Annotated in this window: 24 protein-coding genes and 1 CRISPR repeat array; of the genes, 4 read left to right on the top strand and 20 right to left on the bottom strand. The window is 40.6% G+C overall.

What is annotated here, in order from left to right; genetic code table 11:
- Positions 1-80 precede the first annotated feature (80 nt).
- The 6 genes from LI288_RS08890 to LI288_RS08865 form a co-directional block, all read right to left on the bottom strand.
- Positions 81-395, bottom strand: coding sequence for a TnpV protein (locus tag LI288_RS08890; protein WP_227090147.1), 315 nt, complete (start codon positions 393-395; stop codon positions 81-83).
- Positions 396-645: 250 nt separating this feature from the next.
- A complete protein-coding gene (locus tag LI288_RS08885) occupies positions 646-1,284 on the bottom strand; it encodes a hypothetical protein (RefSeq protein WP_227090146.1) in 639 nt (212 codons plus the stop codon).
- On the bottom strand, positions 1,268-2,422 hold the full coding sequence (locus LI288_RS08880) for an ATP-binding protein (protein WP_022431381.1): 1,155 nt from the start codon (positions 2,420-2,422) through the stop codon (positions 1,268-1,270). Before LI288_RS08880 ends, LI288_RS08885 begins: the two co-directional genes overlap by 17 nt.
- Positions 2,423-2,484: 62 nt before the next feature.
- Positions 2,485-5,028 (bottom strand): heavy metal translocating P-type ATPase, encoded by a 2,544-nt coding sequence (locus LI288_RS08875; protein WP_227090145.1) that lies wholly within the window; start codon positions 5,026-5,028, stop codon positions 2,485-2,487.
- A 103-nt stretch (positions 5,029-5,131) separates the two neighbouring features.
- Positions 5,132-5,437, bottom strand: coding sequence for a metal-sensing transcriptional repressor (locus LI288_RS08870; RefSeq protein ID WP_227090144.1), 306 nt, complete (start codon positions 5,435-5,437; stop codon positions 5,132-5,134).
- A 167-nt stretch (positions 5,438-5,604) separates the two neighbouring features.
- Positions 5,605-7,185: an AAA family ATPase gene (locus LI288_RS08865; protein WP_227090143.1), complete on the bottom strand. Its 1,581-nt coding sequence runs from the start codon at positions 7,183-7,185 to the stop codon at positions 5,605-5,607.
- 320 nt (positions 7,186-7,505) lie between these two features.
- Here LI288_RS08865 and thiS point away from each other — a divergent pair, with 320 nt between their 5' ends.
- The 3 genes from thiS (at position 7,506) to thiH (ending at position 9,841) form a co-directional block, all read left to right on the top strand.
- Complete coding sequence (thiS, locus tag LI288_RS08860) at positions 7,506-7,703, top strand: sulfur carrier protein ThiS (protein ID WP_227090142.1); 198 nt, start codon at positions 7,506-7,508, stop codon at positions 7,701-7,703.
- Positions 7,704-7,777: 74 nt separating this feature from the next.
- Positions 7,778-8,551 carry a thiazole synthase gene (locus tag LI288_RS08855; RefSeq protein WP_022431377.1) on the top strand — a complete coding sequence of 258 codons (774 nt, stop codon included), beginning with the start codon at positions 7,778-7,780 and terminating at the stop codon, positions 8,549-8,551.
- A gap of 24 nt (positions 8,552-8,575) precedes the next feature.
- On the top strand, positions 8,576-9,841 hold the full coding sequence (gene thiH, locus LI288_RS08850; RefSeq protein WP_227090141.1) for a 2-iminoacetate synthase ThiH: 1,266 nt from the start codon (positions 8,576-8,578) through the stop codon (positions 9,839-9,841).
- Here thiH and LI288_RS08845 read toward each other — a convergent pair.
- Entirely contained in the window at positions 9,792-10,589 is a 798-nt protein-coding gene (locus LI288_RS08845; protein ID WP_227090140.1) for a hypothetical protein, read from the bottom strand. The genes thiH and LI288_RS08845 overlap by 50 nt on opposite strands.
- 146 nt (positions 10,590-10,735) lie before the next feature.
- Between LI288_RS08845 and LI288_RS08840 the strand changes: the two genes are divergently transcribed.
- On the top strand, positions 10,736-12,034 hold the full coding sequence (locus LI288_RS08840; protein ID WP_227090139.1) for a M18 family aminopeptidase: 1,299 nt from the start codon (positions 10,736-10,738) through the stop codon (positions 12,032-12,034).
- 185 nt (positions 12,035-12,219) lie between these two features.
- Here the strand turns inward: LI288_RS08840 and LI288_RS08835 are convergent, their stop codons facing one another.
- The 13 genes from LI288_RS08835 to cas6 all read right to left on the bottom strand — a co-directional run bounded on the left by LI288_RS08835 (position 12,220) and on the right by cas6 (position 24,861).
- Positions 12,220-13,011, bottom strand: a complete 792-nt coding sequence (locus LI288_RS08835) for an ABC transporter ATP-binding protein (protein WP_227090138.1) — start codon at positions 13,009-13,011, stop codon at positions 12,220-12,222.
- Positions 13,001-13,990 carry a FecCD family ABC transporter permease gene (locus LI288_RS08830; RefSeq protein ID WP_227090137.1) on the bottom strand — a complete coding sequence of 330 codons (990 nt, stop codon included), beginning with the start codon at positions 13,988-13,990 and terminating at the stop codon, positions 13,001-13,003. The genes LI288_RS08835 and LI288_RS08830 overlap by 11 nt, the downstream gene beginning before the upstream one ends.
- 34 nt (positions 13,991-14,024) lie before the next feature.
- Complete coding sequence (locus LI288_RS08825) at positions 14,025-14,864, bottom strand: MarR family transcriptional regulator (RefSeq protein WP_227090136.1); 840 nt, start codon at positions 14,862-14,864, stop codon at positions 14,025-14,027.
- 419 nt (positions 14,865-15,283) lie between these two features.
- Positions 15,284-15,673, bottom strand: coding sequence for a bacteriohemerythrin (locus LI288_RS08820; RefSeq protein ID WP_022431370.1), 390 nt, complete (start codon positions 15,671-15,673; stop codon positions 15,284-15,286).
- A 210-nt stretch (positions 15,674-15,883) separates the two neighbouring features.
- Positions 15,884-16,238: a CRISPR direct-repeat array (repeat unit 31 nt; unit sequence AGTTTCAATACATCCCATGTTAAAGTTAATC).
- A gap of 185 nt (positions 16,239-16,423) precedes the next feature.
- Positions 16,424-16,714, bottom strand: coding sequence for a CRISPR-associated endonuclease Cas2 (gene cas2 / locus LI288_RS08815; protein ID WP_022431369.1), 291 nt, complete (start codon positions 16,712-16,714; stop codon positions 16,424-16,426).
- Between the two features lie 13 nt (positions 16,715-16,727).
- Positions 16,728-17,726: a type I-B CRISPR-associated endonuclease Cas1b gene (cas1b, locus tag LI288_RS08810; protein ID WP_227090135.1), complete on the bottom strand. Its 999-nt coding sequence runs from the start codon at positions 17,724-17,726 to the stop codon at positions 16,728-16,730.
- Positions 17,687-17,773 (bottom strand): hypothetical protein, encoded by an 87-nt coding sequence (locus tag LI288_RS14785; protein WP_440311447.1) that lies wholly within the window; start codon positions 17,771-17,773, stop codon positions 17,687-17,689. Before LI288_RS14785 ends, cas1b begins: the two co-directional genes overlap by 40 nt.
- On the bottom strand, positions 17,761-17,886 hold the full coding sequence (locus tag LI288_RS14780) for a Dna2/Cas4 domain-containing protein (RefSeq protein WP_331464621.1): 126 nt from the start codon (positions 17,884-17,886) through the stop codon (positions 17,761-17,763). The genes LI288_RS14785 and LI288_RS14780 overlap by 13 nt, the downstream gene beginning before the upstream one ends.
- 45 nt (positions 17,887-17,931) lie before the next feature.
- The gene (cas3, locus tag LI288_RS08800) at positions 17,932-20,496 is read right to left on the bottom strand and encodes a CRISPR-associated helicase Cas3' (protein ID WP_227090134.1); all 2,565 of its coding nucleotides are present in this window, start codon (positions 20,494-20,496) and stop codon (positions 17,932-17,934) included.
- A gap of 94 nt (positions 20,497-20,590) precedes the next feature.
- Complete coding sequence (gene cas5b, locus LI288_RS08795) at positions 20,591-21,340, bottom strand: type I-B CRISPR-associated protein Cas5b (protein ID WP_227090133.1); 750 nt, start codon at positions 21,338-21,340, stop codon at positions 20,591-20,593.
- A 19-nt stretch (positions 21,341-21,359) separates the two neighbouring features.
- Positions 21,360-22,331: a type I CRISPR-associated protein Cas7 gene (locus LI288_RS08790; RefSeq protein ID WP_331464620.1), complete on the bottom strand. Its 972-nt coding sequence runs from the start codon at positions 22,329-22,331 to the stop codon at positions 21,360-21,362.
- Between the two features lie 21 nt (positions 22,332-22,352).
- The gene (locus LI288_RS08785) at positions 22,353-24,122 is read right to left on the bottom strand and encodes a hypothetical protein (RefSeq protein WP_227090132.1); all 1,770 of its coding nucleotides are present in this window, start codon (positions 24,120-24,122) and stop codon (positions 22,353-22,355) included.
- 13 nt (positions 24,123-24,135) lie between these two features.
- A complete protein-coding gene (cas6, locus tag LI288_RS08780; RefSeq protein ID WP_227090131.1) occupies positions 24,136-24,861 on the bottom strand; it encodes a CRISPR-associated endoribonuclease Cas6 in 726 nt (241 codons plus the stop codon).
- Between the last annotated feature and the right edge of the window lie 347 nt (positions 24,862-25,208).

The raw sequence follows: 25,208 nt of genomic DNA, 5'->3' as shown, positions 1-25,208 counted from the left end.
GATTATGCATTCGAATCTCACAAATAAAACGAAGGCACAGCCTACGGAATTATTCATTCTCCGTAAGTTGTGCCTTTTTCTCATCTATAAATCACTTGTTCATTAACAATTTCTGTTGCCCGGTTGCGAATATTATTCATCTTTCGCACCCACAACATCATATCAGTTGCTTTAAGTTTTTCTGTAACTTGCTCCTGCTCGGCAAATGATTTTACTGTCTGTTCAAATAAATTCTCTGCCTGACGCTCAACATCGGCAAGATAATTGTAAAGCTTACCCGACGTAAGAAGATTGTAATAAAGCACTCGATGATTTGATTTCAAGTATCGTTTGTGTCTCATTCCCCAAACACCGCTTTGCCTTTCGTTTTCATCAGGTAGTGTAAGATTTGGCAAAAGGTAATCACCTTATTGTATATAACTACCGCTAATATTTTCAAAAATTGTTTTCATATTGAAACCTCCTTGTATTTGGTAATTTAATTATACCGAATACAAAAAGAAAAGACGAATGTGCAGATTTCAAATATAGAAAAAGGCTCTGACCTTTTACAGTCAAAGCCTCATTCTGCCATTGCAACGCCTTAGTTTTATTAAGCTTTATCATACTGCCTTATAAAACCTCAGCATTGTGGCAAGGCATTTTTTACATATTGTTTGTTCTGACGCGTTCTAAAAATGCGGCATCAAATTTTGAATTCAGCTCTTTATTAAAGGAAAGATATTCTTCCTTAATGGCGCTGTCCGCTATTTCATCATTGCTGCTGTATTCCAGACCATCTATAAACAGTGCTGCAATACAGGCGATATCCCGGTACTGCGCATTCTCCAGATACACCGTATAGGTATCCAAGTGGCTTTTTACTTCTGTCGGTTTATGCACAATCGCCGCCGTCTGTCCGTCCTGATATAAACAAAGATAATGCCGGTCCGTTCCCAGTCCGATTTCATACAGCTGATACTCTCTATCGTAAAACTGTATTTTATAATAGTCATATCCCACGGATACAAATAATATCTTTTTCTGACAGACCTCTGCCGTATAAAGACCTCCCACCGGCCGGTTATGCTCTGAAATACCGTACATCAGTTCATTCTTTTCGCCTTCCTTTTCCTGTAAGACCGGCTCAAAGGACAGCGTATACGCATTTTGTCCCGCAAATACGATTTCCGTGGAAATGTGATTCAGCGATGTGCATTTTGCCAGCGTTTCCCCTGTGGCAGTATCTTCGATTTCAAATTCCGGCTCGGCACCAAACTGTGTCTGCTTAATATTTAGAATCATAATCCTCCAAAAATGAATGTTTCTGACCGTTTTGTTTATAGGCAACAATTGTGTTCAGATTGACATTTTCCACGCTCCGGAAAATGTTCTTTTCAATGTACGGGCTTTTCGCACTTAATTCTTTAATCAGTGCCTTAATTTCCGCACGCTTTGAACCTTTCTCCGTTCCGCCGCAGGAAGCACAGCTTTCCGTAAAACGGCACGCACACTGGATAAACTGTAAATGATTGTAATCTCTCCAGCGGATAATATCTTCTTCGCGCACCAGATATAACGGACGGATTAACTCCATGCCTTCAAAATTCGTACTGTGCAGCTTTGGCATCATGGTCTGAATCTGTGCCCCGTAGAGCATACCCATTAAAATGGTTTCGATAACATCATCAAAGTGGTGTCCCAGCGCAATCTTGTTACAGCCAAGCTCTTTTGCCTTGCTGTACAGGTAGCCGCGGCGCATACGCGCACACAGATAGCACGGTGATTGTTCCTCTGATGCAACAATATCAAAGATTTCCGATTCAAATACCGTAATCGGCACATTTAAAAACTGTGCATTGTCTAAAATAACCTGATAATTAAACGGATTGTAGCCCGGATTCATTACCAGATATACAACTTCAAAATTCTGCTGTCCGTGGCGCTTTAATTCCTGAAAAAGCTTTGCCATCAGCATAGAATCTTTTCCGCCGGAAATGCAGACTGCAATCTTGTCGCCGTCTTTAATCAGTTCATACTCATTAATCGCCTTTGTAAACGGCCGCCAGATTTCCTTTCGGAACTTCTTTACAATACTGCGTTCCACATCGGCACAGCACTGTTCCTTTAAATCCTCCTGACGCATAACTGTGCGAAGCTTTAACCGCAGATATGCACGGAATCCGTCCTGTATACTGTATACTTCATAGCCTTCTTTTTCAAAATCCTCTGCCAGTGCATCACTTTGCTGTCCTGTATGGCACAGCAGGTAAACAGGTGTCTGATCCTTTGTGAGTTCTTTTATCTGCTGTTTGAGCGTTTCACTGTCCATATGAAGGGCTCCGGGCATCGTTTCCTTGTCAAACGCTTCTTTTTCCCGGATATCTATTACCAGTTTTTTTCTGGTATCCGCTTCGTATTCTTCCATTGTTTTCCGAAACATACTTACTCCTTACATTTGCAATTATCCACTTATCATACCACTGTGCCGGAAATAATTCAATATTACTGTACGGAAATCACCTTGTAATCCTGTGCTTCCACAGCTTCTTTTAATGCTTCATCCGAAACGGCACTTTCTAAGGTAACAACAGCTGTTCCCGCTTCATGGCTGACAACTGCTTCTTTGACTTCCGGAAGGGCTTCGAGTGCCTTCTTTACTCTTGCCTCACAGTGTCCGCACATCATTCCTTCGATTGTTAATGTTTTTTCCATTTTCTTGTCCTCTACTTTCTTTTTTGATTTTATTTTTTTATCTTTTTCTGCATTGTGTACAGAGAAAAGATTTAAGCGTAACGCATTGGTTACTACGCAGAAGCTTGATAAGCTCATTGCCGCAGCACCAAACATCGGATTTAACTTCCAGCCAAAGAACGGAATCCATACGCCCGCCGCCAGCGGAATTCCGATGATATTATAAAAGAATGCCCAAAACAGGTTTTCATGAATGTTTCTAAGCGTTGCACGGCTTAAACGGATTGCCGCCGGAACATCGCTTAAACGGCTTTTCATCAGTACAACATCTGCCGCATCAATTGCAATATCCGTTCCCGCACCGATTGCAATACCGATATCGGCTCTCGTAAGCGCCGGTGCATCGTTAATGCCGTCACCGACCATTGCAACCCTGCCGTCACGCTTTAAGCGGCTGATAACGCTGTCTTTTCCGTCCGGCAGGACATCTGCGATAACCTCATCTACGCCTGCCTGTGCGCCGATTGCCTTCGCCGTCCGTTCATTGTCGCCTGTCAGCATGACAACACGGATTCCCATGTTCTGTAACTGTCTGACGGCTTCCGGGCTGTCTTCCTTGATAACGTCCGCAACCGCAATGATTCCAAGCAGTTTGTCGTCCTTTGTAAAAAACAGTGGTGTCTTTCCCGCATTTGCAAGCTTTTGTGACTGCTCCTGCATTTCCTGTGAAACCGCGGTGCGGGTACTGATAAATTTGTAATTTCCGCCTGACAATACCGCATTTTCATATTCTGCCGTCAGTCCGTTTCCCGGAAGTGCCGTAAAGTTATTCACTTCAAAAATATCTGTCTGCGCTGCTTCGGCATATGCCAGTACTGCCTTTGCCAGCGGATGTTCGCTCTTTTTTTCCAGTGCATACGCAAATGAAATCAGTTCTTTTTCCGTGACACCTTTATTGCAGATAACGTCTGTGACCTTTGGTTCACCGGTTGTAATGGTTCCGGTCTTATCCAGTGCCACAATCTCAATCTTTCCCGCTTCTTCCAAGGATACCGCCGTCTTAAATAAGATACCGTTTTTTGCGCCCATGCCGTTGCCTACCATAATCGCAACCGGCGTTGCCAGTCCTAATGCACACGGACAACTGATAACCAGCACGGAAATTCCTCTTGCCAATGCAAATCCGACACTCTGTCCCGCAAGCAGCCACACAATGATGGTTACTGCCGCAATCGTAATAACTGCCGGTACAAAGATACCGGATACTTTATCGGCGACCTTTGCAATCGGGGCTTTTGTTGCCGCCGCATCGCTGACCATCTGGATAATCTGTGACAGTGCCGTATCTTCCCCGACTCTTGTCGCTTCACATTTTAAATAACCGGACTGGTTGATTGTTGCCGCGGATACCAGATTGCCTGCCGCTTTATCCACAGGAATACTCTCTCCTGTCAGTGCCGATTCATTGACTGCACTGCTGCCTTCCAATACTTTTCCGTCTACCGGAATATTTTCTCCCGGACGTACAATAAAGATATCGCCTTTCTGTACCTGCTCAATGGAAACTTCCGTTTCCACACCGTCTTTTAACAGCACTGCCGTTTTCGGCGCTAACTTCATCAAACCCTTTAAAGCATCGGTTGTTTTCCCTTTAGAATGGGCTTCAAGCATTTTACCGACCGTAATCAGTGTCAGAATCATTGCCGCCGATTCAAAATAAAATTCGTGCATGTAGTGCATAACACCGTCCATATTGCCATGCACCTGTGCATCGGTCATGGCAAACAGCGCATATGTGCTGTATACAAATGCCGCAGCCGAGCCTAATGCCACAAGCGTATCCATATTCGGTGCTTTGTGAAACAGACTCTTGAAGCCGCTGATGAAAAACTTCTGGTTAATCACCATCACCGCAATCGTTAAAAGCATCTGAATCAGTCCCATGGCGATATGGTTATCAACAAGCACCGCCGGAAGCGGCCAGCCCCACATCATATGCCCCATGGAAAAGTACATCAGAACGATTAAAAATATCAGCGATGACAGCAATCTTTTCTTTAAAACGGGTGTTTCCCTGTCTTTTAACAGCTCCTCATCACCAATCGGACCGCCGCCTGCTGCCGTACTGCCATTCCGTGTGTTTCCTGCCGCTTTGCTTCCCTTTTTGGAAGCGCCGTATCCGGCATCTGTGACGGCTTTTACAATATCCTGTTCCGATGCCGTGCCTTCTACACCCATTGAATTGGTCAGAAGGCTTACGGAACACGATGTCACGCCCGGCACTTTGGATACGGCTTTTTCCACACGCATACTGCATGCCGCACAACTCATGCCTGTTACTGTATACTGTTCCATTTTATGATTCCCTCCAGTCTTTATGATATCCGGTGGGTAGAAGTAAAAACCTTGCGCCCCGGCACCATTTTATTCGCTTTATTCATGTTATTTATATCTTTTGTTACTTCATTAATTTCTGCAAAACTTTTACAAGCTCGTCTACCGTTTCTTCTTTTCCTGCACGGATATCATCTGTGACACAAGTCTTGATGTGATTGGCAAGCAGCACTTTATTAAAGCTGTTCAGCGCCGCATTGACCGCCGCCACCTGAATCAGAATATCCGGACAATACGCATCCTTTTCAACCATGCCTTTAATTCCACGAATCTGACCCTCTATTCTGTTTAAACGATTAATTAAATCCCGGTACTCTTTTTCAGAGCGTTCCTTATGCTTATGACAACAGCACATTTCTTCTTCCTGCATATTTTCTCCATTTCTACTACAATATATTTGAACTTTATTTTTAATCACATATTATACCCCTGTAGGGTATATGTCAAGTTCATTTTAAAAAAACGCAGAAGTGACAGTTTTCTTGCGTACTATCACTTCTGCGGCTTCTATGTTTTTTATTTTTACAAACTTTTTATTTAGTTGGTGTTCCATTCTTCAATCACGCAGGTGTAATGCTTCTTTTCCTTTCTTTCAGCATCGTAATTAATACCGACCAGTAAAATTTTATCACTATACCCTGTCAATGCCCCGTGATATCTGTTTTCTTTAATCTGCGCAATTGCAGAATCGGCAGATTTGTTGTGCTTTAACTCCACGACCATTGCCAGTCTGTGTCCGGCATTGGCTCTCGGAATAAACACAAAATCCGCAAAGCCTTTCCCTGCCGGCATTTCCCGCACAATGTTGTAATACGCCGGTGCCGTAAAATATGCCATGGTAAGCACACAGCTTAATGAATTTTCATCGTTATATTTAAGGACTGACGTGTAAGTGTCGTGGGCAAGTTCTACGAGTTCTGCCACCTTCTCACTGTCCCCTTTTATCGTTGCCAGCAGTAACCGGTCACACTTTGCAATGGATTCTGCCACCTCTTTCCAGCTTCCGGTACTCAATGCCGCCTGATAAGCTTTCTTTACTTCATAATTCGGTATATAAGCACTTTCTTCTTCCCCGTCATAGCCCAGATATCCTAAATGAATCAATGCCGTCAGTGCTTCGTCCTTTGATGAAACCGTAAAAAGGTCATTTTGGAAGGTTTCGGTATTGACATAAACCTTTCCCCCGGAAAGCATCGTCATCACATCGTCTTTTAAGCCTGCGTAATTCATTGTAATAAATGTATTAATAGAGGCAAATGAAGACGTGTTTTTCCAGTATGAATCAAAGTCCTGCTGTGCCAGTGCCATGGACACCGAATTCGGATTGTACATATGCATTCCGTCAATCAGATAGCCGTTATACCATGCCTTCATGCTTTCAAAATCCATGTCAAACCTTTCACAAAGCACTTTCACTTCATCTTCTGTAAATCCGTAATACTGCGTAATCGGCTTTGATTTTAACATCGTATATTCGCTGAAATTATTCAGCGCCGATTCGTCTTTAATTTTCTTAATCGGAAGGATTCCCGTAATGTATGCTAGTGCTAAAAATGCTTTGGATTCTTCCGACTTAAACAAGGAATGAAGAAACTGTAAATATTGGTGAACCAGTTCTTTATTCTCGCTGTTACGGATAACGCAGTCCCACTCGTCAATGATAATGACAAACGGGGTCTTGGTCTTTTGATATATCATCATTAAGTTGTAGCTTAAACTGTCTTCGTAATTTAACTCATCTCCAAAGACTTGCTTAAAATCCTTATAAATGTATTCCACGATTTTTTCAGTAATATTTCCCTTGTAAGAATCCCAAAAAGTTGAAATATCCAGATGTATCACATTGTACCGGTTCATATATTTCTTATAATCCGGATTCTGAGCGATCTTGGTATCTTCAAAAAGCTTTTCCGAATCGCTTCCAAGGCTGTAATACGCATCGATCATACCCGCCGCGTGGGATTTGCCGAACCGTCTGGCATGGCTGACGGCAAGACAGTTCCTTGGCGTTCCAATCAGCTCATTCAGATCATTTAACAGCCCGGTTTTATCCACGTATATTTTATAATTTTTATCTTTCGCAAAACTTTCATTCCCCGGATTAAAATATACGCCCATTTACAATGTCACCCCTTTCCATTATATTTTACTTTATTACCGTTTTTCTATTTGTTAATTAATATTTTAACATATTTTCATTTGCAGGTCTATGAACATTCCCGAAACCTATTAAAAATTTCCCAAAAAAAATTGACAAATTCATTTTTTATGCTATGATAACAGACAGAGTGTTCGTCAGTAAGACCGCACGAAGGGGTACACCACCGCGGGTGTAGCTTTCCTTTCGTGCGGTCTTTTTTTATTTTATAACAAGACTTTTACCCGGATATGCCGGACACATCAGCGGGTTATCAAATCTACAGACAGGAGGGTTTTCCATGATTCAGATTAACGGAAACGAAGCCATGCAGGCGGACGGCATGAGCATTGCAGATTATCTGCTGTCCGAAGGATATGTGCTGTCCCACATTGCCGTTGAACGCAATGAAGTGATTGTCAGCAAAAAAGATTATGCCGATACACGGATTCAGGACGGCGATGTTATCGAAATCGTGCAGTTTATGGGCGGCGGCTGATAAACATTTTCACAACACGGCTAAATTCTAAATTAAAACAGAGCAGTCAGACTGCTCGGAAACGGAGAAAAATTATGATTGAAAATGATACATTTACATTGGGAGGACATACCTTTTCTTCCCGCTTTATCTTAGGTTCCGGTAAATACAATCTGGATTTAATCCGCGCAGCCGTATCCGATGCCGGTGCGCAGATTATCACGCTGGCTGTCAGACGTGCCAATACCAAAGACAGCGAAAATATTCTGGACTATATCCCGGAGGGTGTCACACTGCTTCCGAATACGTCCGGTGCCAGAAATGCCGACGAGGCTGTCCGCATTGCGCGCCTTGCACGGGAAATGGGCTGCGGTGATTTTGTCAAAATCGAAATTATGCACGACTCTAAATACCTGCTTCCTGACAACTACGAAACGATTAAGGCAACTGAAATTCTTGCAAAGGAAGGCTTTATCGTTATGCCGTATATGTACCCTGACTTAAATGCCGCCAGAGATTTAGTCAATGCAGGCGCCGCTTCCATCATGCCGCTTGCCTCTCCGATTGGCTCTAATAAGGGACTTGCAACCAAAGAATTTATTCAGATTTTAATTGATGAAATTGACCTCCCGGTTATCGTGGATGCCGGTATCGGAAAGCCTTCACAGGCATGTGAAGCTATGGAAATGGGTGCCGCCGCTATCATGGCAAATACCGCGATTGCAACTGCCGGAAATATTCCTGAAATGGCAAAAGCTTTCGGTCTTGCAATTGAAGCCGGACGGCGTGCCTACCTTTCCGGTCTTGGACGTGTATTAAATAAAGGCGGCGAAGCTTCCGACCCGCTGACCGGATTTTTACATAACTAATTTTTAGAAAAGAGGTCTTATTTTATGGACACCAATCAAAAGGAAAATGATTTTATTATTCAGAACGGCAAATTAAGTCCTGCCGCTTTAAAACGAAAAACAGAACTGGAAAATAATCCGGCTTCCCGTACAGACCACATGGCATATCTGCCGGACATGGAGCAGATTTCCTCCGATATCCGTGATAAGGTGCTTGCTGCCATGAACGCTTATGAGCCGGACAAATACACGGCGCGCGATGTCTTAGCTGCACTTTCCCACGACCGCTGCAGCATTGAGGACTTTAAGGCACTGCTCTCCCCTGCCGCAGAACCGTTTCTGGAAAAAATGGCACAGCGCGCCGAGCGTGAAACGCGTAACCACTTCGGTAATTCTACCTACATTTTCACACCGCTGTATATTGCAAATTACTGTGAAAATTACTGTGTTTACTGCGGTTTTAACTGCTATAACGATATTCACAGAAAACAGCTTTCCATGGAAGAAATTGAGCATGAAATGAAGGTTATTGCCGATTCCGGCATTGAAGAAATTCTGATGCTGACGGGCGAGAGCAAATCAAAGAGCAGCATTACCTATATCGGCGATGCCTGCCGTCTTGCCAAAAAATATTTCAGAAATGTGGGACTTGAAATTTATCCGTGCAATACAAAGGATTACGCTTATCTGCATGAATGTGGCGCAGACTATGTGACTGTTTTTCAGGAAACTTATAATGCCGACAAATATGAAACGCTTCATCTCATGGGACACAAACGTGTCTTCCCATACCGCTTTGAAGCACAGGAGCGCGCTTTAATGGGCGGTATGCGCGGTGTCGGATTTTCCGCTCTGTTAGGTCTGTCTGACTTCCGTAAGGATGCGCTTGCCACGGCACTGCACGTATATTATCTCCAGCGCAAATATCCGCATGCGGAAATGTCTTTGTCGTGTCCGCGGTTACGACCGATTATTAATAATGAAAAAATTAATCCGCTGGATGTACATGAAAAACAGCTCTGTCAGGTTTTATGTGCATACCGCATTTTTCTGCCATATGCCGGAATTACCGTATCATCAAGGGAATCAGCTTCTTTCAGAAACGGTATTATTAAGATTGCCTGCACCAAGGTATCTGCCGGTGTCAGCACCGGTATCGGCGACCATGAAGCCAAATATGAAGGCAGTGAAGAAAAAGACTGCGGTGACGAGCAATTTGAAATTGCCGACACCCGCAGCTTAAAACAAATGTATGACGATATTAAACAGCAGGGTTTGTGGCCGGTCTTAAATGATTATCTGTATGTGTAGTACCTACGGATACACCGGTACTTTCCGACAGGAAAGCATTTTTCCAATCTTCCTGTATATCATCTGTTTCGTCTGCCGGTTCGGCAGACGAAACTTTTTTAGTCTGTTTTTTCTTTTCGGCATCTTCCTTTGTTTCGGGAAGTTCCTGATAATCCGATGTTTTCTTAAACTCCTTTAAAACATCATCATATGCGGCATACAGCATCTGCTTTGCCGGGTCATCATCACTGATATGAAACATCGCTTCACTGTAAACGTCCTGCACTTCCTCTTTTGAATGACAGTGCTTGATTCGCTCCTCCAGTGCCTGCCGCTGAATCTGCACCCGCTCCACATACGGATACAATGCCGGATAATGAATTTTGATATAACGCATTTCCTCAGCCGACAGCTTCTTGCCGGAATACACTTTATTCATTACTTTTCTGTCATAAGAGCTTTTTTGTGCATCTGTCATGCCCGAAGTCGGATCTAGCATATCCTTAATTTTTTCTGTTATCGCACTGACCTGTTCATAAGCACATTTTTTTAACTGCAAACCGGCAACCCACTTGGCACTTTCCGCATCCGTAACTCCGGTCTGTCCTGTGGAAACGGTCGTCTTTTTCTTTGTTCCTGCGCTTTCTCCGGTACTTTCTACACCTGACACCTCTGTATTCTGTGTATTTTGTGCCTTATTTTCTGTCTGCATCTGCACGTTGGTTTCCTGTGTATCGGTGTTTAAAACTTTAAACTGTACTGTCTGCATGGCTTTCTCCTCTTTTTTGTAAACTGCTGTTTCTGATTCTCACTTTTATATAAAAAGTATCGGCGGAAATGACGATTTTCTTGAGTTTTTACGGCAAAAGCCTTATACTTTGAAAAAACAGCTTACACAGCAGAATGGAGTTTTTTATGGATACTCAGATTCAACAAACCTTTGAACAGTTAAAACAGACCATTTCCTTTTCCACTTCCCCGTTCCATACCGCAAAAGAAGCCATGCGCAGGCTTAATGAAGCTGGCTTTGTAACACTGGACTGGGACAGCACATGGGAACTGGTTCCGGGTGGAAAATATGCCGTCTGCCCGTTTGGCACAACGGTTTTCGGCTTTCAAATCGGCACAGACCTTTCCGATACCCCGGTATGGAAGCTTTCCTCTTCACATATTGACAATCCGGGATTTCGTATCAAATACAATCCGGTCGTTTCCTCTAAAAACGGCTGCCGCTTAAATACAGAAGTTTACGGCGGTGCAATTTACAGTACATGGCTTGACCGTCCACTCTCAATTGCCGGACGGATTGCGTTAAAAAATCCACAATCTGCACACCCGCGTCTGAAACTAGTGGATTTTAAACGTCCTGTGGCAGTTTTGCCAAATCTTGCCATTCATTTAAACCGTGCCATGAATGACGGTGTCGCCCTCAATGCACAGACCGATTTGCTTCCAATATGCGGCATGGACGAACACATGGACACCGATACATTTCTTCAGATTCTTGCCAATGAAACCGGCGAAAAACCGGAAGATATTTTATGCTTTGATTTGTCTGTGTACCACTATGCGGAACCGGTGCGTACCGGATTTTCCGGCGATATGTTTATGGCACCGCGCATTGACAACATTTCTTCGGTGCAGGCATGCCTGACCGGACTGATTGAAGCTAATCCGTCAGACGGCATTTCCGTGGCGGTTCTGTTTGACCATGAAGAAATCGGAAGCCGCAGTAAAAACGGTGCCAACGGCAATCTCCTTTCCTATACTTTGGAGCGTATCTGCAATGCCATTAATATTTCAAGAGAAAACTTTTTGCAAAGCCTTGTACACAGTTATTATCTTTCTTTGGACGTTGCGCACGCAATACACCCGGCGCACCCTGAAAAATCGGATATTACATCTGCCATGCCGTTAAACCGCGGCTTTGCCATTAAGGCTTCCGCAAAACACGCATATTGCAGTGATGACGATATGACCGGCGTGATTTTACAGCTTGCCGCCCGTCATCATATTGCCTGCCAGCAAAATCATATGCGCAATGACTATCCGGGCGGCAGTACCGTCGGCCCAATGGTCGCCGCAAATCTTCCGATGTGCAGTGCCGATATCGGTATTCCAATTTATGCAATGCACTCTGCCATGGAAACTGCGGGAATGAAAGACCAGTATGACTTAGAAGCTTTTATGAAAGCATTTTATAAGGAATTGTAATAATTATAATTTACTTTTTGATATGTTTTGGGACTTTCTACATGATAATAAAACACTGTTATCGCAAAAGCCATTACAAAATGTCTTTGCGGTAACAGTCTTTATCTTATTATTTATCATATCATTTATAATATTATTCACGATGACAGACTGTCATCGTAGATAAAAGATTTAAAATATAAAATTTACACAGGAAGAATAAACCTTTTTCCGTCTATATCCGATACTTTTAACGTGACGTCATACACTTTTTGTATGAGTTCGCCCGTAAGTATCTGCTGGGGACTTCCCTGCGCAATACATTTTCCGGCTTTTAACGCAACAATTTCATCGCTGTAATACAACGACTGATTGACATCATGGAGTACCATAATAATCGTAAACCCATATTCTTCATTTAACCTGCGAATCAGCCGCAGAATCTGAAGCTGATAGCGGATATCCAGATACGTTGTCGGCTCGTCCAACAGCAGAACCTTTGCATCCTGCGCCAGTGCCATTGCAATCCACACACGCTGTTTCTGTCCGCCGGAAAGCTGACTGACCGTCTTATCCTTGTGCTTTGTGGTATTGGTAATTTCAAGCGCCCATTCAATCCGCTCCATATCCTTTGCTTTGTCAAACGGAACGCCCATTTTGTGATACGGAATCCGTCCGTAAGATACCAGCTTTTCCACAGTTAAATCCGGCGGCGCCGTATTATACTGATGTACCACGGCAACCGACTGTGCAAACTGCTTCTGCCGGATTTGTGCAATATCCTCACCCTGTAATAAAATCTTTCCACCTGCCGGCTTTAAATTTTTCGTCATCAACTGGAGCAGCGTAGATTTTCCACAGCCGTTTGGTCCAATCATCGTTGTGACAATGCCTTCATGAAATGACAGATTCAGGTTGTTAAGCACCTCATGCTTATCATAGGCAAATGACAGATTTTCTATTTCAAATACGTTCTTTTTCTCTTTATTATTTTGCATATCCCTGCTTTGACCTCCTAAGCAACAAGATAAAAAACGGTCCGCCCACAACAGACATAATCACGGAAGCACTGATTTCATACGGTGCGGTAATCGTTCTTCCGACTGTATCCGCAAGAAGCAGTACGACCGCACCAAGCAGGGCTGAATACGGCACGAGCGTTTTGTGGCTGCTGCCCACCAGCAGTCTTGCAATATGCGGAACAATTAACCCCAAAAAGCTGATTGCCCCGATAAAGGCTGTTGAAATCGCGGCAAGCAGTACCGCAATCACGGAAATCACCATACGGCTTTTTGCCACGGATACGCCGATAGAACGCGCCGTCTTATCCTCTAATGCCAGCAAATCGCACTGTCCCGAAACAACCACTGCGGCAATCAGTCCAACCACCACATAGCCGATTAACGTTTTAAAATCTGTCCACGTTTTCATCGTGATATTGGCATTGACAATGCTTGCCGCTCCGGAATAACTGCTGCCCGTGCCTGAATTAAATGCACTCATCAGTCCCGTAAACATTGCATTGACCGCCACACCGACTAAGATAATGCGAAGCGGCGATAATCCGTCCTTCCACGACAGGACATATACCAGAAAAAATGCGGCAAGACCGCCTAAAAATGCCGCCGCCGGTGTGAAAAAGTACAATGACGGACAAAATGCCGTAAGCAGTACTGCCGTAAGGCTCGCACCCGAACTGACACCGATAATGCCGGGGTCTGCCAGCGGATTTTTCATGACTGCCTGCAAAAGCACACCGGATACTGCTGTTGCCGCGCCGCCCGCCATTGCAATAAAGATTCTCGGAAAACGCAAATCATAAATCGTTGCGACATTTTCATCATACGCGACAAACAGCCCGCTAAATAACTGTTTTGCCGACACCTTCAGACTTCCCGTATTTGCCGCCCACAAAAACAAAAGCAAGAGTGCTCCTGCCGTCAAAATATAAGACAACACTATTTTTTTCTTTTCCATTTTTTTCTCTACTTTCCGCTGTATTTCCAGCATTTTAAAATAACAGTGTAAATATTGCTGTACTCTCCGGCATGTGCATAATCCCCACGGAGCAGGTCATTTTCAGACACACACTTCCGTGAAAAATCCTGCCGGAATCGCTTCCGATATTGACAAATTCAAGCACGCTTGCCGGAAATGAAATCAAATCGCCGTTTCGCTGTGCTTCACAAAATTTTGACCCGTCAAAATATTTCAGACATTTAATCTTTCCGCTCATTTTTCTTCCCGTCATCGCGGAATATTTCTCGACCCGCTGTGCCTTTAACAAAATCATGCCCCTGCCGTCCGTGACCGACAGCGTACAGGGATGTATAAAGCCTTCGTTGGACATGGAAATGTTGCTGCCGTTTTTCACGGTTTCCCTGTATATAATAAACGGAAGCAGATATTGACCGTCCCGCAGTCCGTTGCACAAAATCGTGCCGTCAAACCGTTCATATGTACGAAGCAGATGCTTCATGCGGTACTGTTCTTCCATACTGCGAATCACTTCAAAAGTTTCATCCGAACAGTACATAGATAAATACAGTGCGTCATTACATGCCTGCGCCTCTGTCACGCCTTCGTAAATCAGATGATTTGTTGCAATGTCCATCCGCTCCGCGTATTTACGCGCCGTCTGTTCACCCAGCTTTTCAAGCCGCGGATGTCTTGAATCCGTGCGATTCAAATAACCGTCCTTCTCCAGCGCCGTAAATACCCGGCTCACCGTATATTTTTCTACACCGAGTGTCTTAGACAGATTGGTTACATTGCAGTTTTCCGGTGACATTTTTAATAAACTGACTAAGATTCGTATTTTTAAAAATTCTATCGAATCCAGCTTTCCCACTTCCCCTCTGATTGATTATTTGCGAATTTACTTATTGGCTAATTTGTTAATTTGCTGATTTGTTGATTCATTCATTTGTTCATTGGTTGATTCACTTACTTGCTGTTTAGTGTTTGTTGTTGTTTTCTACTTTCTGCTTGTGTATATTTTGTTTGTCACTGCTACTCTATGTTAGCTACCGCTAATCTATGAACAAAAAATAAAATTCCCGATTTGGGAATTTCTGTCTTTAAAATAAATGTTAGTTTTAGCTAACTTCTATAGTATAAATGTCTGAATTTCAACTGTCAATGCGGCTTTTGAGAACTTTTCTCATTTTCTATTCTACATAACAAAAACTGCCGCATAAACGCTTGTTTTTGTCCTTGATGACATTTACAACGCTTTATACGGCAGTTTGTTTTTATCTCTGATTGTTTTTACTCTGCAATTTTCTTATCTGTTTCCAGAATGTGATGTACCAGCCAGTCTGTTAAGAATGTAAGCACTTCCTGAATGACTTCTTCAGAATTTTCATCTAAATGCTCTAAATCCAGTTCATCTAACTTCTGGCAGAACTGGTCGTGCTGTACCTTCTGCATGAACATTCCCTTGTAATTAATGCTTTTCATATATTCTTCTTCATGCTGGAAATGTATCTTGGTATAATCTCTCAGTTCATTTAAAATCTTAGCGATATGGTCATATTTGTCCGGTATAAATTCATTTTTATATAACTCATACGCTTCATCTGCGATTTCAAAAAGCTTCTTATGCTCCTCGTCAATCTGGGCAATTCCTGTATAATATTCCGGTTTCATCTCGTACATTATCTTTTCCTCCAATTCCGGCGGCTGTCAGGCTATTGATGTATTTTTACATTTATACAGCCCATCTTTACCTGCCTCTTAATGTTTTTATTACAATAACATAAATAGCCGGTGATGTCGAATGGTTTTTGTAAAAATAGAGGGTATGTTGTTTTTTATTGTTACATTTCATCAAATAGTGTTTTATTCCTTATGTTTTGGACGTTCGTGGCTTTTAATACATCTCATGTTAAAGTTAATCTAACTAACAACATCATAAAACAACATAACCCCGTAAGTTTCAATACATACCATGTTAAAGTTAATCAGACGGAAAGCATAAAAGCGCAGATTAATGCGTAGTTTCAATACATCCCATGTTAAAGTTAATCTTTAAAGCATCCGGGGGAATTTTCAGTATTAGAAAGTTTCAATACATCCCATGTTAAAGTTAATCTTTAATGCTATTGTTGAGGCAAGTGCTGTATCAGAGTTTCAATACATCCCATGTTAAAGTTAATCCGATTTGAGTTTGCAGAGAGCAAAAGTTCAAGTGGTTTCAATACATCCCATGTTAAAGTTAATCCAACGTATTTCCTGCATTCCATACAATACACTATACCAGATTCCCCAGTATTTATCAACGTTTTTAAAATTTTTACCAGCCACCGCGCCATTTGCCAAAAAAATTTACAAAATCACCGCAATGCCACTGTTTTTGCGGATTCACGCAATTTTGCACTGATAGGCGGCTGGTAAATTTTCATTGTATTACAAAATCAACTGCTCACCATTTTCCCTATCCTTCTTTCCAAGCACCTCCTCGCCAAACACATTTTCATTAAACAGCTTAATAATACAGATAAAATCCTCGTCTTCCTGTATCACCTTCTTTAAATCCGTCTTCAACCCGATAAGCTTTGAAGGTGTAATCTCTCCACGGAAAACAGAATTTTGATAATGCGATAAATATTTTTTGCAAATTTTAAAGACCTTCTGCACCCGCTTTTCATTGACATCGTAAAATACAAATGCATAATTATAGTTCAATTTCTTTGCCATATACCCTCACTTCCTACCGATTATCCTTCAGCGAAAACGGAATAAATTCCTGCCCTTCTAATATATACTTAATCAATTTGTAGCAGTCCAGCTTTAATGCCGTCCGGTAAGTTACCTTTCGTTTCAGCCGGTCATGCACAAATACCGATTCCATGCGCGCTTGAAATGCTTCAATAAATATTTTTCGTCCTTCTTCATTCAACAAGCAATAATTGACTTTTTTGTCAAAATGCTTTTCAACCTGCAATTTCCGGTTATTTACTAAATCAAATATCGTCCGGTACACAATGACCGGCTTAAAAACCTCACTCATATCAAGGCTCAATGAAAAACGCCCCTCTGACGGCTCGTGCAAAAAACTGATGCGCTGGTCTAAATGTGTCTGGTAAATTGCAGAAATCGTCTTTGTATACAACAGCGTATTTCCATAAGAAACCAATGCGTTGATTGGATTATCCGGCGGTCTTTTCACCCGTTTATTCATCACAAAATCCTCCGGCAGAAAATACTGGAATGTCCCATAAAAACGCATCCACACTTCGCCCTCTGCCGCCATAATTTCTTTCACATTCTGTGCATTTTCAACTTTCACATAAAATTCCCTACGAATCCAGTCTAAAACTTCCTTGACTTCCTTTTTATCATGCTTATAATAATGATACAGCACCTCGTAAATGTTCCTGCCAATTCCGCATACAATCGCTTTGGCAATTACTTCTCTGGAATTGTCATATGCCTGTACCTGTTTCACTATCAGTCTTCCGCTGTTATACTGATTTTTCGGATAAAATGTACCACTGTACCCTTCATAATAATTGAAAAAATGTACGATAACGTGATTCTGTGACAAAAAATCCAACAGCTTTGTATTTACCGTGACTTCGTTCATACAGTAAATTTCTTTCGTATTCTCGATTGGAATGTAAACATTTTTTCCGTCTTTCCGGAAACACAATGAATTGTCTTTCCTCGTCAGTTCTCCCATGGACATAATATATCTTGTACTTCCCATAATCCACCCGCTTTCCGTACTATTCCTTTTGTCTTTAAAACGTACAAATAATAGTAAAGCTGCCACTTGGCGGCTTCTTCGTCTGCATCCGGTTTCCATGCAGATAACACTGCCGCTTACAGTGAAAATAGTAATTCATCAGCGTTCCATTTACCTTCATATGAACCCCCATTCTTACAAAACTTTATCTGTAAAATGATACGGACTACACAAATAAATTTCCCTGCGAATAAAATTTATCGGTATTTAATCTGCCATTTTCAAAATACTGCTCTGCATCTTCAATCAGATACAACTCACCGATTCTGTCATTATAATCCAGGCTATTGTCAATTTTTATCTGATAAATAAAATAACTCATCTTACTTTTCACCTCTGATAACAATATCTGTTTTTTCGCATAATTCATTGTCATATCGCTTAACATTTCCCTGTACCGCTCCCACACCTGCTTTCCGTCAATGATTTCTCCGGTATCTGTCGTAATTTCCCGTGCAAAATAGACTGACATCTTCCAGTCATCATTCTTATCAATTAATTTCATCTTTTGAGAAATCCATACAAAATCCAGCTTTTTGACATTATCCACAAAAGCTTCTATTCCATTTTCATTCTTTCTGTCATTGCGGTATTTTCTTATTCCTTTTAAAATATAATCATAATATTTGCCAAAATTCTTATCTGCGAGCAGTTGTTTCATCTCATCTTTTCTTAATGTATACACTGTATCAACACGATAATCCTCCTTATAAATACCACTTTCATTATCCATATCGAAAAAATAGACAACACCTTTTCTTTTAAAATTCCGGTTAATTCGCCCGATGAACTGCTCCTCGCTGTCCAATTTGCTGATATCCTTATAGCCAATGTCCATATCAATATCTATGCCGGCTTCAACAACCTGCGTTGCCACCAGTATTACCGCCTTATCTTCATCTACCGTATCCATTTCCCTTAAAATGCGTTTTCTGTCAATCTGATTGTCGTCCCCCGTCATGCAGAATATCTGTAAATCCTCCCGTCCAGACTCCGTCAGCATATGGTAAAACTTCTCCGCACTTGTTTTCGTGATAAATTCCATAAGAATCTTTTTCCCTTTTTGCGCCTGTCCCAGAACATGCGCATATAGTTCTTCTATTTCAGTCTTTTTATCCGGATAAAGCAATTCATACGACAATGCCACTCTTTTCTTAAAACGTGCGTCCTGAAAATATTTTTCAGGATTTTCAATCAAATTTACAACCTTTTCATGATTTCCGGTAAGCATATCCAGCTTTGGCAGTGTCGCCGACATAATAATGATTTTCATATTCAACAGTCTGCTATAACACTGCAAAAACATCATAATCTCTGTCCAAAGCACATTTTTATAACTCTGAATCTCATCCAGTACCACAACACTGCCCGCCAGTTGATAAAAACTGATTGCCGCTTCTCTTTCACACCCAAACATAATTTGAAACAAATTGACGTGCGTTGTTAAAATAAACGGATAATTCAAAAACTGCCTGTCCAGCAGCGCTTTTTGATAAAATTTCTCATTTTCTTCTTTATCAAGATTTTCCCAGAATTTTCTTGTTCCGTTTAGCGGAATCGGCGTAATGGAATTAATGACCGCAATACTTTTAAAAATGTCTGTCTGCCCGTATATTTTTTCAAGCGTATCGTAATTCTGCTCGACCAGCGTATTAAACGGATACACATAAAAAATCTTATTGATATTTTTGTCCAATAATTTCAGACTGCAATTCATTGCCAGATTCGACTTCCCTGCCCCGGTCGGCGCTTCGGCGAAAGCGACATTTGCATCTTTATTTTCAAGCAATGTCTGCTCTGCCTCATAAAACATGCGATTCCGCAAAATATTAATATCCTTTTTATCATCAACACAGCTCTCCGGATTAAATCTGCGAATCTGTTTTACCCGCTCCGACTGTTCATACTGTGTGGCAAACTCCGTATTTTCAATCGTTCCGAACGCACTCATTTCTATCCCGTTGTCATATTCCGATGTCGCATAATAATCACAGGATACCAACACTGAAAATAAAAATCTTATATACGTATACAATCCTGCGTGCGAAGACTGCTTCTCTAAAAAGCTGTGATATATCCTTGTGTTCTGCCTCGGCATATTCATCATATGCCAGTCTCGTTTACAAAACGGTCCATGATATACTTCCGTAAAATTACCTTGATTCATACACGAAAAAATATCTGCTAATTGCCGGTTTGGCTGAAATTCTTCCAGAAACTCTTCAAACCTCGACAGATTTCCATGGTGTCTTGATATTACATAAGCATTTACCAGCATGAATACATGAATCATATTCTTTTCATCTTTTGATAACAGACTTTCCTGTATCTTCTCATAAAAATAGTCAAAATAAATTGCCGCAGACAGTATAGAATGTTTTGTTCCGTCCAGACAATCTATTGCTGTCCATTTTTTTAATGTATTTTTCATTTTTATACTTTGAAATCGTGGGTTAATTTTCCCGCAATCATGAAAAATAATGACGTTTACTATCAGGCTGTAAAACAATTTTATCCCCTCATCGGAAAGCTCCGGTGCCAGTTCTTTTTGAAAATTTTCAAATACTGCCTTAAAATTTTTATGTTCCCACAGCTCTTCAAAATAATGATAACATCTGCCCACATGTTCTTTTAAAATCTCCGGATTTTTCCCATTGCCCCGGTCACAATGTGCATAAAATAACTCCGGTTTTACAATGATATCCTCAATAGGTATAATATATTCCTTCATCTTTTTCTCCTCAATTCCATAAAACATTTCATAAAAATGCATAAAACCATAGCCGGAGTCCAATATCTAATGTCTTTCCAGCTATGGTTTCACTTTAATAAAATGCTATATGATATGTCCTGCCGTCAATATCATCAACCGCATAAATTTTTTTCTGTATTTCTGAAACGGCAAGATTTGTGAGTACAAACCGTTCGTATTCATACATATTAAATGCTAAATCCAGTCGTACCGGCAGTGCTTCCTCATACTTATATGGATTGTCCTGTTCAAAATCGTCTAAATCAACCACGGCATCTCCCCGTACAAAAAAGCTGTCGATTTTTTTCGGCGTTTCCACCTCTGTTGCATCAATCATACTTGCTTCGGTAATGTCTGCCGGGTGGTCATTGCTTCCAAGATACGGCATATAGACACACTTTCTGCCAATAATACTATCCGCAACAACCTCTGCGACTTCACTGTCCAGCATAATATATACATACCATTTGGGATTTTCAAGCCACTGCTGTCGGACTATCAGATTTCCGCCTTTTTCCATAGACGCATATCCCACCGAATTATTAAACGCTATCATCTTTTGCGGAAAACTTCCCTTTTCACAGCAAGGAATGACCGCTGTTTTTAAATCCTTTAACTGCTGATAAAATTCAGGATACTCCGGTACGTCTGTCTGCTTCTTCTGTCCAATCTGAGCATATCCCGAATATCCCATAACCGCTCCCAAAAGTCCCAGTAATGCAACACGGTGGATATGTCCATACGTGAAATAGTAATACTTATTCACTTCCGGCTTTTTAAAAAAAGCCTGCTTTCCGCTGAGCGTAAATCTTAAAACCTTCATCTGCCCCACACCTTTCAGCCTACTGCTTTGCAATCTCTTTTCCGGTGAAAATATCAAAATACTTCACGCCCTCAATATCACTGACAATTTCCGTTGTATGTGAATTATAATAAATCTCGACAGATAATACTCTGTCTTTTACATCATGAAGCAGTTCTTTTGCCTTTACCTGAATAGTATTCTTTTCCACACCTTTTGTGAATGCCACATACTTATCCATATTCGGCAGGTATAATGTCGGTTCTGTTTCGATAAACAGTCCAAATTCATTTTCACAGCCGACTTTGGAATTTGTTGCAAAGCTGGTTGTTCCCTTTAATGCCGCTTCTTTAAACTTCTGATAATCTTCCTCTGTGTAACCTTCGGTTACTCCAAGCTGCTCAAAATTGTCATATACTTTCGGATTAATCACAAACGGATAGAAATAGTGTGCTTCATCACTGACAATCTTTGTTCCCAATGTGGAATTTTTGGCATCTTTTCCCTCTTTATTCTTTTCTGCCGCTTTTGGGTCTTTAAACGGCGATAAAATATTCTGTTCCTGTGTTTCAGAGCCGTTATACAGATTAAATCCCTGACCAATCTGAACAGCACCTGTAATAGAAATATTAGCATCTGCTTCTGCAAAGGTTGAACCAAAATTTTTCACATCAATCGCCGAAAATAAATTTTTTAATATTACTTTAATATCCTTGTCTTTTTTCATATCTTCTACACCAAAAATATACTCATAACGTTCTTTCAATGTACGCGGCACAAGAAAAACCGCTCCGTTTTTATCTGGTTTTGAAACTGTAAATGACTTTATATTTAAAACCTTTTCTCCCGCTTCTTCCCACATCTTTTTCATCGGAAATTTTAATGCCTTATCACTGCCGAAAAACTGTCCCTTAGTTGTTGTCTTTGGAAAACCTGAAAAATCTGCATTCCAGTTTGCCATTACTGATGAAATTCCTAATACCCCATAAACTCTTTTATTCATTTTACTCATTATCCATACCCCTTTTCCTGCTTACTGTTCTTCTTTTTCTCTTTTGGTATACACTAAATTACCGTCTACAAATCCCGCTGACAAAAAATAATGATTTACTTCTTTTCCTGTCATATCATACTGTATAACATGACCATACAGATTTTTTATTCTATAATCGGTATCTGTAATTGCATAACTGTATTTTTTAAACATCTGCAATACAGTTCTTTTAATCATTTCATTGCTTGTTGTCTGCAACAGCGGATTAATAAAAGATAGGTTTTTATTCGCTGATTTACTTAAACTTAAATAAGTATTCATTAACTGTCCCACTGCATAGCAGTATTCGTCTGCGCTTTCAAAATCCCATTCTTCTTTTTCATCAATATGTGCCTTTAACAAATCTCTTACCTTTGACATGTTTTCTTCATACCTCCCGTCATTATTAAAATAATCCATCATAGATATCCACAAATTCAACTGATGTGTCGCTTTTGTTCTGTTTCCCTGTATTATTGAATGAACAATTAACCGCCATGACATATTATCAATTGTCTGCGCTATTCCCCATGCCTTGCCCTGTCCGAACCAGCTAAAAAACTGTTCCCTGTACTTCACCAATTCCTGTTTTAAAACATTATCATGAAACGATAAATCTTCTGGATTAGTAAAGTAATTGTACTTTAACCGCTTTGAAAAAAGAACATCATCAACAAGTACTTCTACCTGCCACAGCTTATTTTTCCGTCCATAACCCTGTTCAAAGTTCTCCATGGCTTTATCCTGTATTTTCAGGACTTCTTTCATCGTAAACGGTCTGTCCAAATCCGGCTTGTAACCAGTTATCCTGCCCATATAGTGAATTTCAAGTTCCTTGCCTGTCTGTATCCTTAGATAAATACCGGTTTCAATCATTGGTGCCTGTTCACTGTCACCGCAGGCAGTTATCTTATTTTCATCTAAATCAATATAAATGTTGGTTTTGCCCTTTGCCGCCTGCCCTGACAAATAATCAAAAAAATACATCTGCATCATTGCATCATCTAATTCAAGCAGATATGGTACAGTTGTTTTTCTGGTCTTATTTTCAAGAAACGGCTTCTTGGCATTCAAACTCATATTATTACTTGGTAGTCCCTTGATACTATTTTCCGCCTGCTGATTATAATCATTTTTATTGAAAATATTCGGCTCGATATACCGCAATCCTTCTCTTTTTATATTCTCTTTGGACTGTTCTACATCATTTCCAATAAAAAATATTTTAAAGTAATCCTTCTTTGACGTATCAATATGCAAGGTCTCAATACAATTTTTCAGTTCTGCCTTTACCCAGTTTTCGATTCTTTCTGCCTGTTTTACATCAACTTTACCGAGTTTCTCCTCCACCAGTTCATACAATGAACTGTCTTTTGGTTTACTGTATTTCTTTTCCGGATTTTTCAAAACCTCATAATAACCGCTAATGCTTTCTGCTGTCAGTTTCTTTTCCAGACTTTCTTTTTTGACAAAAAACGCATAGAAATTATTGGAATGAATCTGCTTTGTAGAATCAACCGGTTTATTCATCTCTATCAATTTACTGTAATAATCTAAAAATGAAATCAACTGATATTCCGAGGTTTCCTGTCCCTGTACTTTCCCTGTTTTTCTATCGGTTTTAATTTCAATAGGGTTTCCCACAGAAAAATTGTCATCAATATTAATAAAAAGATAGGTACCGTCTTTTGGAACATAATTATCCAGAACCCACTGTTCCGAGTATTGCTTAAAATTCTCCCGGAACACTTCCATACATTCCTGTAACATCAAATCCCCCCCTTTACAAATATCTGTAATTTGCAAAACCGCAGCCACGCGCATTCATTTCTCCCAGACCAGTTCCCAGTGCCATATAAAGCAATGCCTGCGCCTGTTCATTTTCCGCCGCCTGCAAACAAATTTTATCCCCCAGCAGTTTTCTGCCTTTATACGGAACGGCTATCGGTTTATGGTTTTTCAACTCAATCTGCCGGTATAAATCAAAATCTTCGTTCATTTTTTCACCGGTCAGCCGGTTATACTTCTTTATCAGATTACTTTTCAGCCGTTCCTCATACTGCTCAAATGAAATACACTTCTTCCAGTAACCTTTTGCCTGTCTGTCCGATCCGGTACCGTCACACTTTATAACAACCGGTGTAATTGAAAATATCTGTGAAATAAATTTTTGAGGGATAATCGTGATTTTTACTGTAAGACCTTTTATCTGATGATTGTAATGATTTGCCAGATAATCTGCAAAATACTGTGCCAGTTTATCACTGACAGTTCTGACTCTTACGGTATATACCTTCCCCTCTTTATAAATACCGTCTTTTTCCAGCGGATACGGCTGGTCGAAGCAATACTGCTTATAACAGTTTGTTTCATGCAATTCCAACAGTGATTCATTTTTTGCCAGACAGCTGTCAATATAATTGGCAAAAACCGCATACGTCTGCTCCTGTGAAATGTCCTGCAAAAGATAAATCTTGAGCCGCATTTCATATACTTTTAACTGATTCATATACTCGCCTTTCTTTTTGCAAACACCATGTGTTATTATTTATATATTATTTGTGTTGTTATAATAACAATTACCACACTTTCTGACATTTGTCAACAAAATGCCTAAATTTACTATACATTTTTACACAAATTATTTATGATGACATTTTTATATAAATTTTAACTATATAAGATAAAGTTTTACAACAAACTTATACAACAAAAAAGCTGTTATGTACCGAAACACAACAGCCTGTATATTTTAAATATTTATATTCCTGTTCCTTCAAAACTGCACATTAAAATTCTTTTTCATCCGATTATCCTCTGGATAACTCTCGTTCTATCCGTTTCTTTTTGCAAACC

The sequence above is a fragment of the Lachnospira pectinoschiza genome (genome assembly GCF_020564355.1).
GTDB classification, from domain to species: domain Bacteria; phylum Bacillota; class Clostridia; order Lachnospirales; family Lachnospiraceae; genus Lachnospira; species Lachnospira intestinalis.
This window is presented reverse-complemented; position numbering and strand designations above follow the sequence as displayed.

Bases quoted from the DNA above. Each gene is read 5' to 3' on its own strand.
- LI288_RS08830 (WP_227090137.1), bottom strand. From the start codon at position 13,990: ATGGAAAAGAAAAAAATAGTGTTGTCTTATATTTTGACGGCAGGAGCA.
- LI288_RS08845 (WP_227090140.1), bottom strand. From the start codon at position 10,589: ATGCAGACAGTACAGTTTAAAGTTTTAAACACCGATACACAGGAAACC.
- LI288_RS08870 (WP_227090144.1), bottom strand. From the start codon at position 5,437: ATGCAGGAAGAAGAAATGTGCTGTTGTCATAAGCATAAGGAACGCTCT.
- LI288_RS08885 (WP_227090146.1), bottom strand. From the start codon at position 1,284: ATGATTCTAAATATTAAGCAGACACAGTTTGGTGCCGAGCCGGAATTT.
- cas5b (WP_227090133.1), bottom strand. From the start codon at position 21,340: ATGAAGGTTTTAAGATTTACGCTCAGCGGAAAGCAGGCTTTTTTTAAA.
- LI288_RS08875 (WP_227090145.1), bottom strand. From the start codon at position 5,028: ATGGAACAGTATACAGTAACAGGCATGAGTTGTGCGGCATGCAGTATG.
- LI288_RS08840 (WP_227090139.1), top strand. From the start codon at position 10,736: ATGGATACTCAGATTCAACAAACCTTTGAACAGTTAAAACAGACCATT.
- LI288_RS08865 (WP_227090143.1), bottom strand. From the start codon at position 7,185: ATGGGCGTATATTTTAATCCGGGGAATGAAAGTTTTGCGAAAGATAAA.
- thiS (WP_227090142.1), top strand. From the start codon at position 7,506: ATGATTCAGATTAACGGAAACGAAGCCATGCAGGCGGACGGCATGAGC.
- cas2 (WP_022431369.1), bottom strand. From the start codon at position 16,714: ATGGCAAAGAAATTGAACTATAATTATGCATTTGTATTTTACGATGTC.
- LI288_RS08855 (WP_022431377.1), top strand. From the start codon at position 7,778: ATGATTGAAAATGATACATTTACATTGGGAGGACATACCTTTTCTTCC.
- LI288_RS14780 (WP_331464621.1), bottom strand. From the start codon at position 17,886: ATGAAGGTAAATGGAACGCTGATGAATTACTATTTTCACTGTAAGCGG.
- LI288_RS08835 (WP_227090138.1), bottom strand. From the start codon at position 13,011: ATGCAAAATAATAAAGAGAAAAAGAACGTATTTGAAATAGAAAATCTG.
- LI288_RS08790 (WP_331464620.1), bottom strand. From the start codon at position 22,331: ATGAGTAAAATGAATAAAAGAGTTTATGGGGTATTAGGAATTTCATCA.
- LI288_RS08785 (WP_227090132.1), bottom strand. From the start codon at position 24,122: ATGTTACAGGAATGTATGGAAGTGTTCCGGGAGAATTTTAAGCAATAC.
- cas6 (WP_227090131.1), bottom strand. From the start codon at position 24,861: ATGAATCAGTTAAAAGTATATGAAATGCGGCTCAAGATTTATCTTTTG.
- LI288_RS08880 (WP_022431381.1), bottom strand. From the start codon at position 2,422: ATGTTTCGGAAAACAATGGAAGAATACGAAGCGGATACCAGAAAAAAA.
- cas1b (WP_227090135.1), bottom strand. From the start codon at position 17,726: ATGGGAAGTACAAGATATATTATGTCCATGGGAGAACTGACGAGGAAA.
- thiH (WP_227090141.1), top strand. From the start codon at position 8,576: ATGGACACCAATCAAAAGGAAAATGATTTTATTATTCAGAACGGCAAA.
- cas3 (WP_227090134.1), bottom strand. From the start codon at position 20,496: ATGAAGGAATATATTATACCTATTGAGGATATCATTGTAAAACCGGAG.
- LI288_RS08820 (WP_022431370.1), bottom strand. From the start codon at position 15,673: ATGTACGAGATGAAACCGGAATATTATACAGGAATTGCCCAGATTGAC.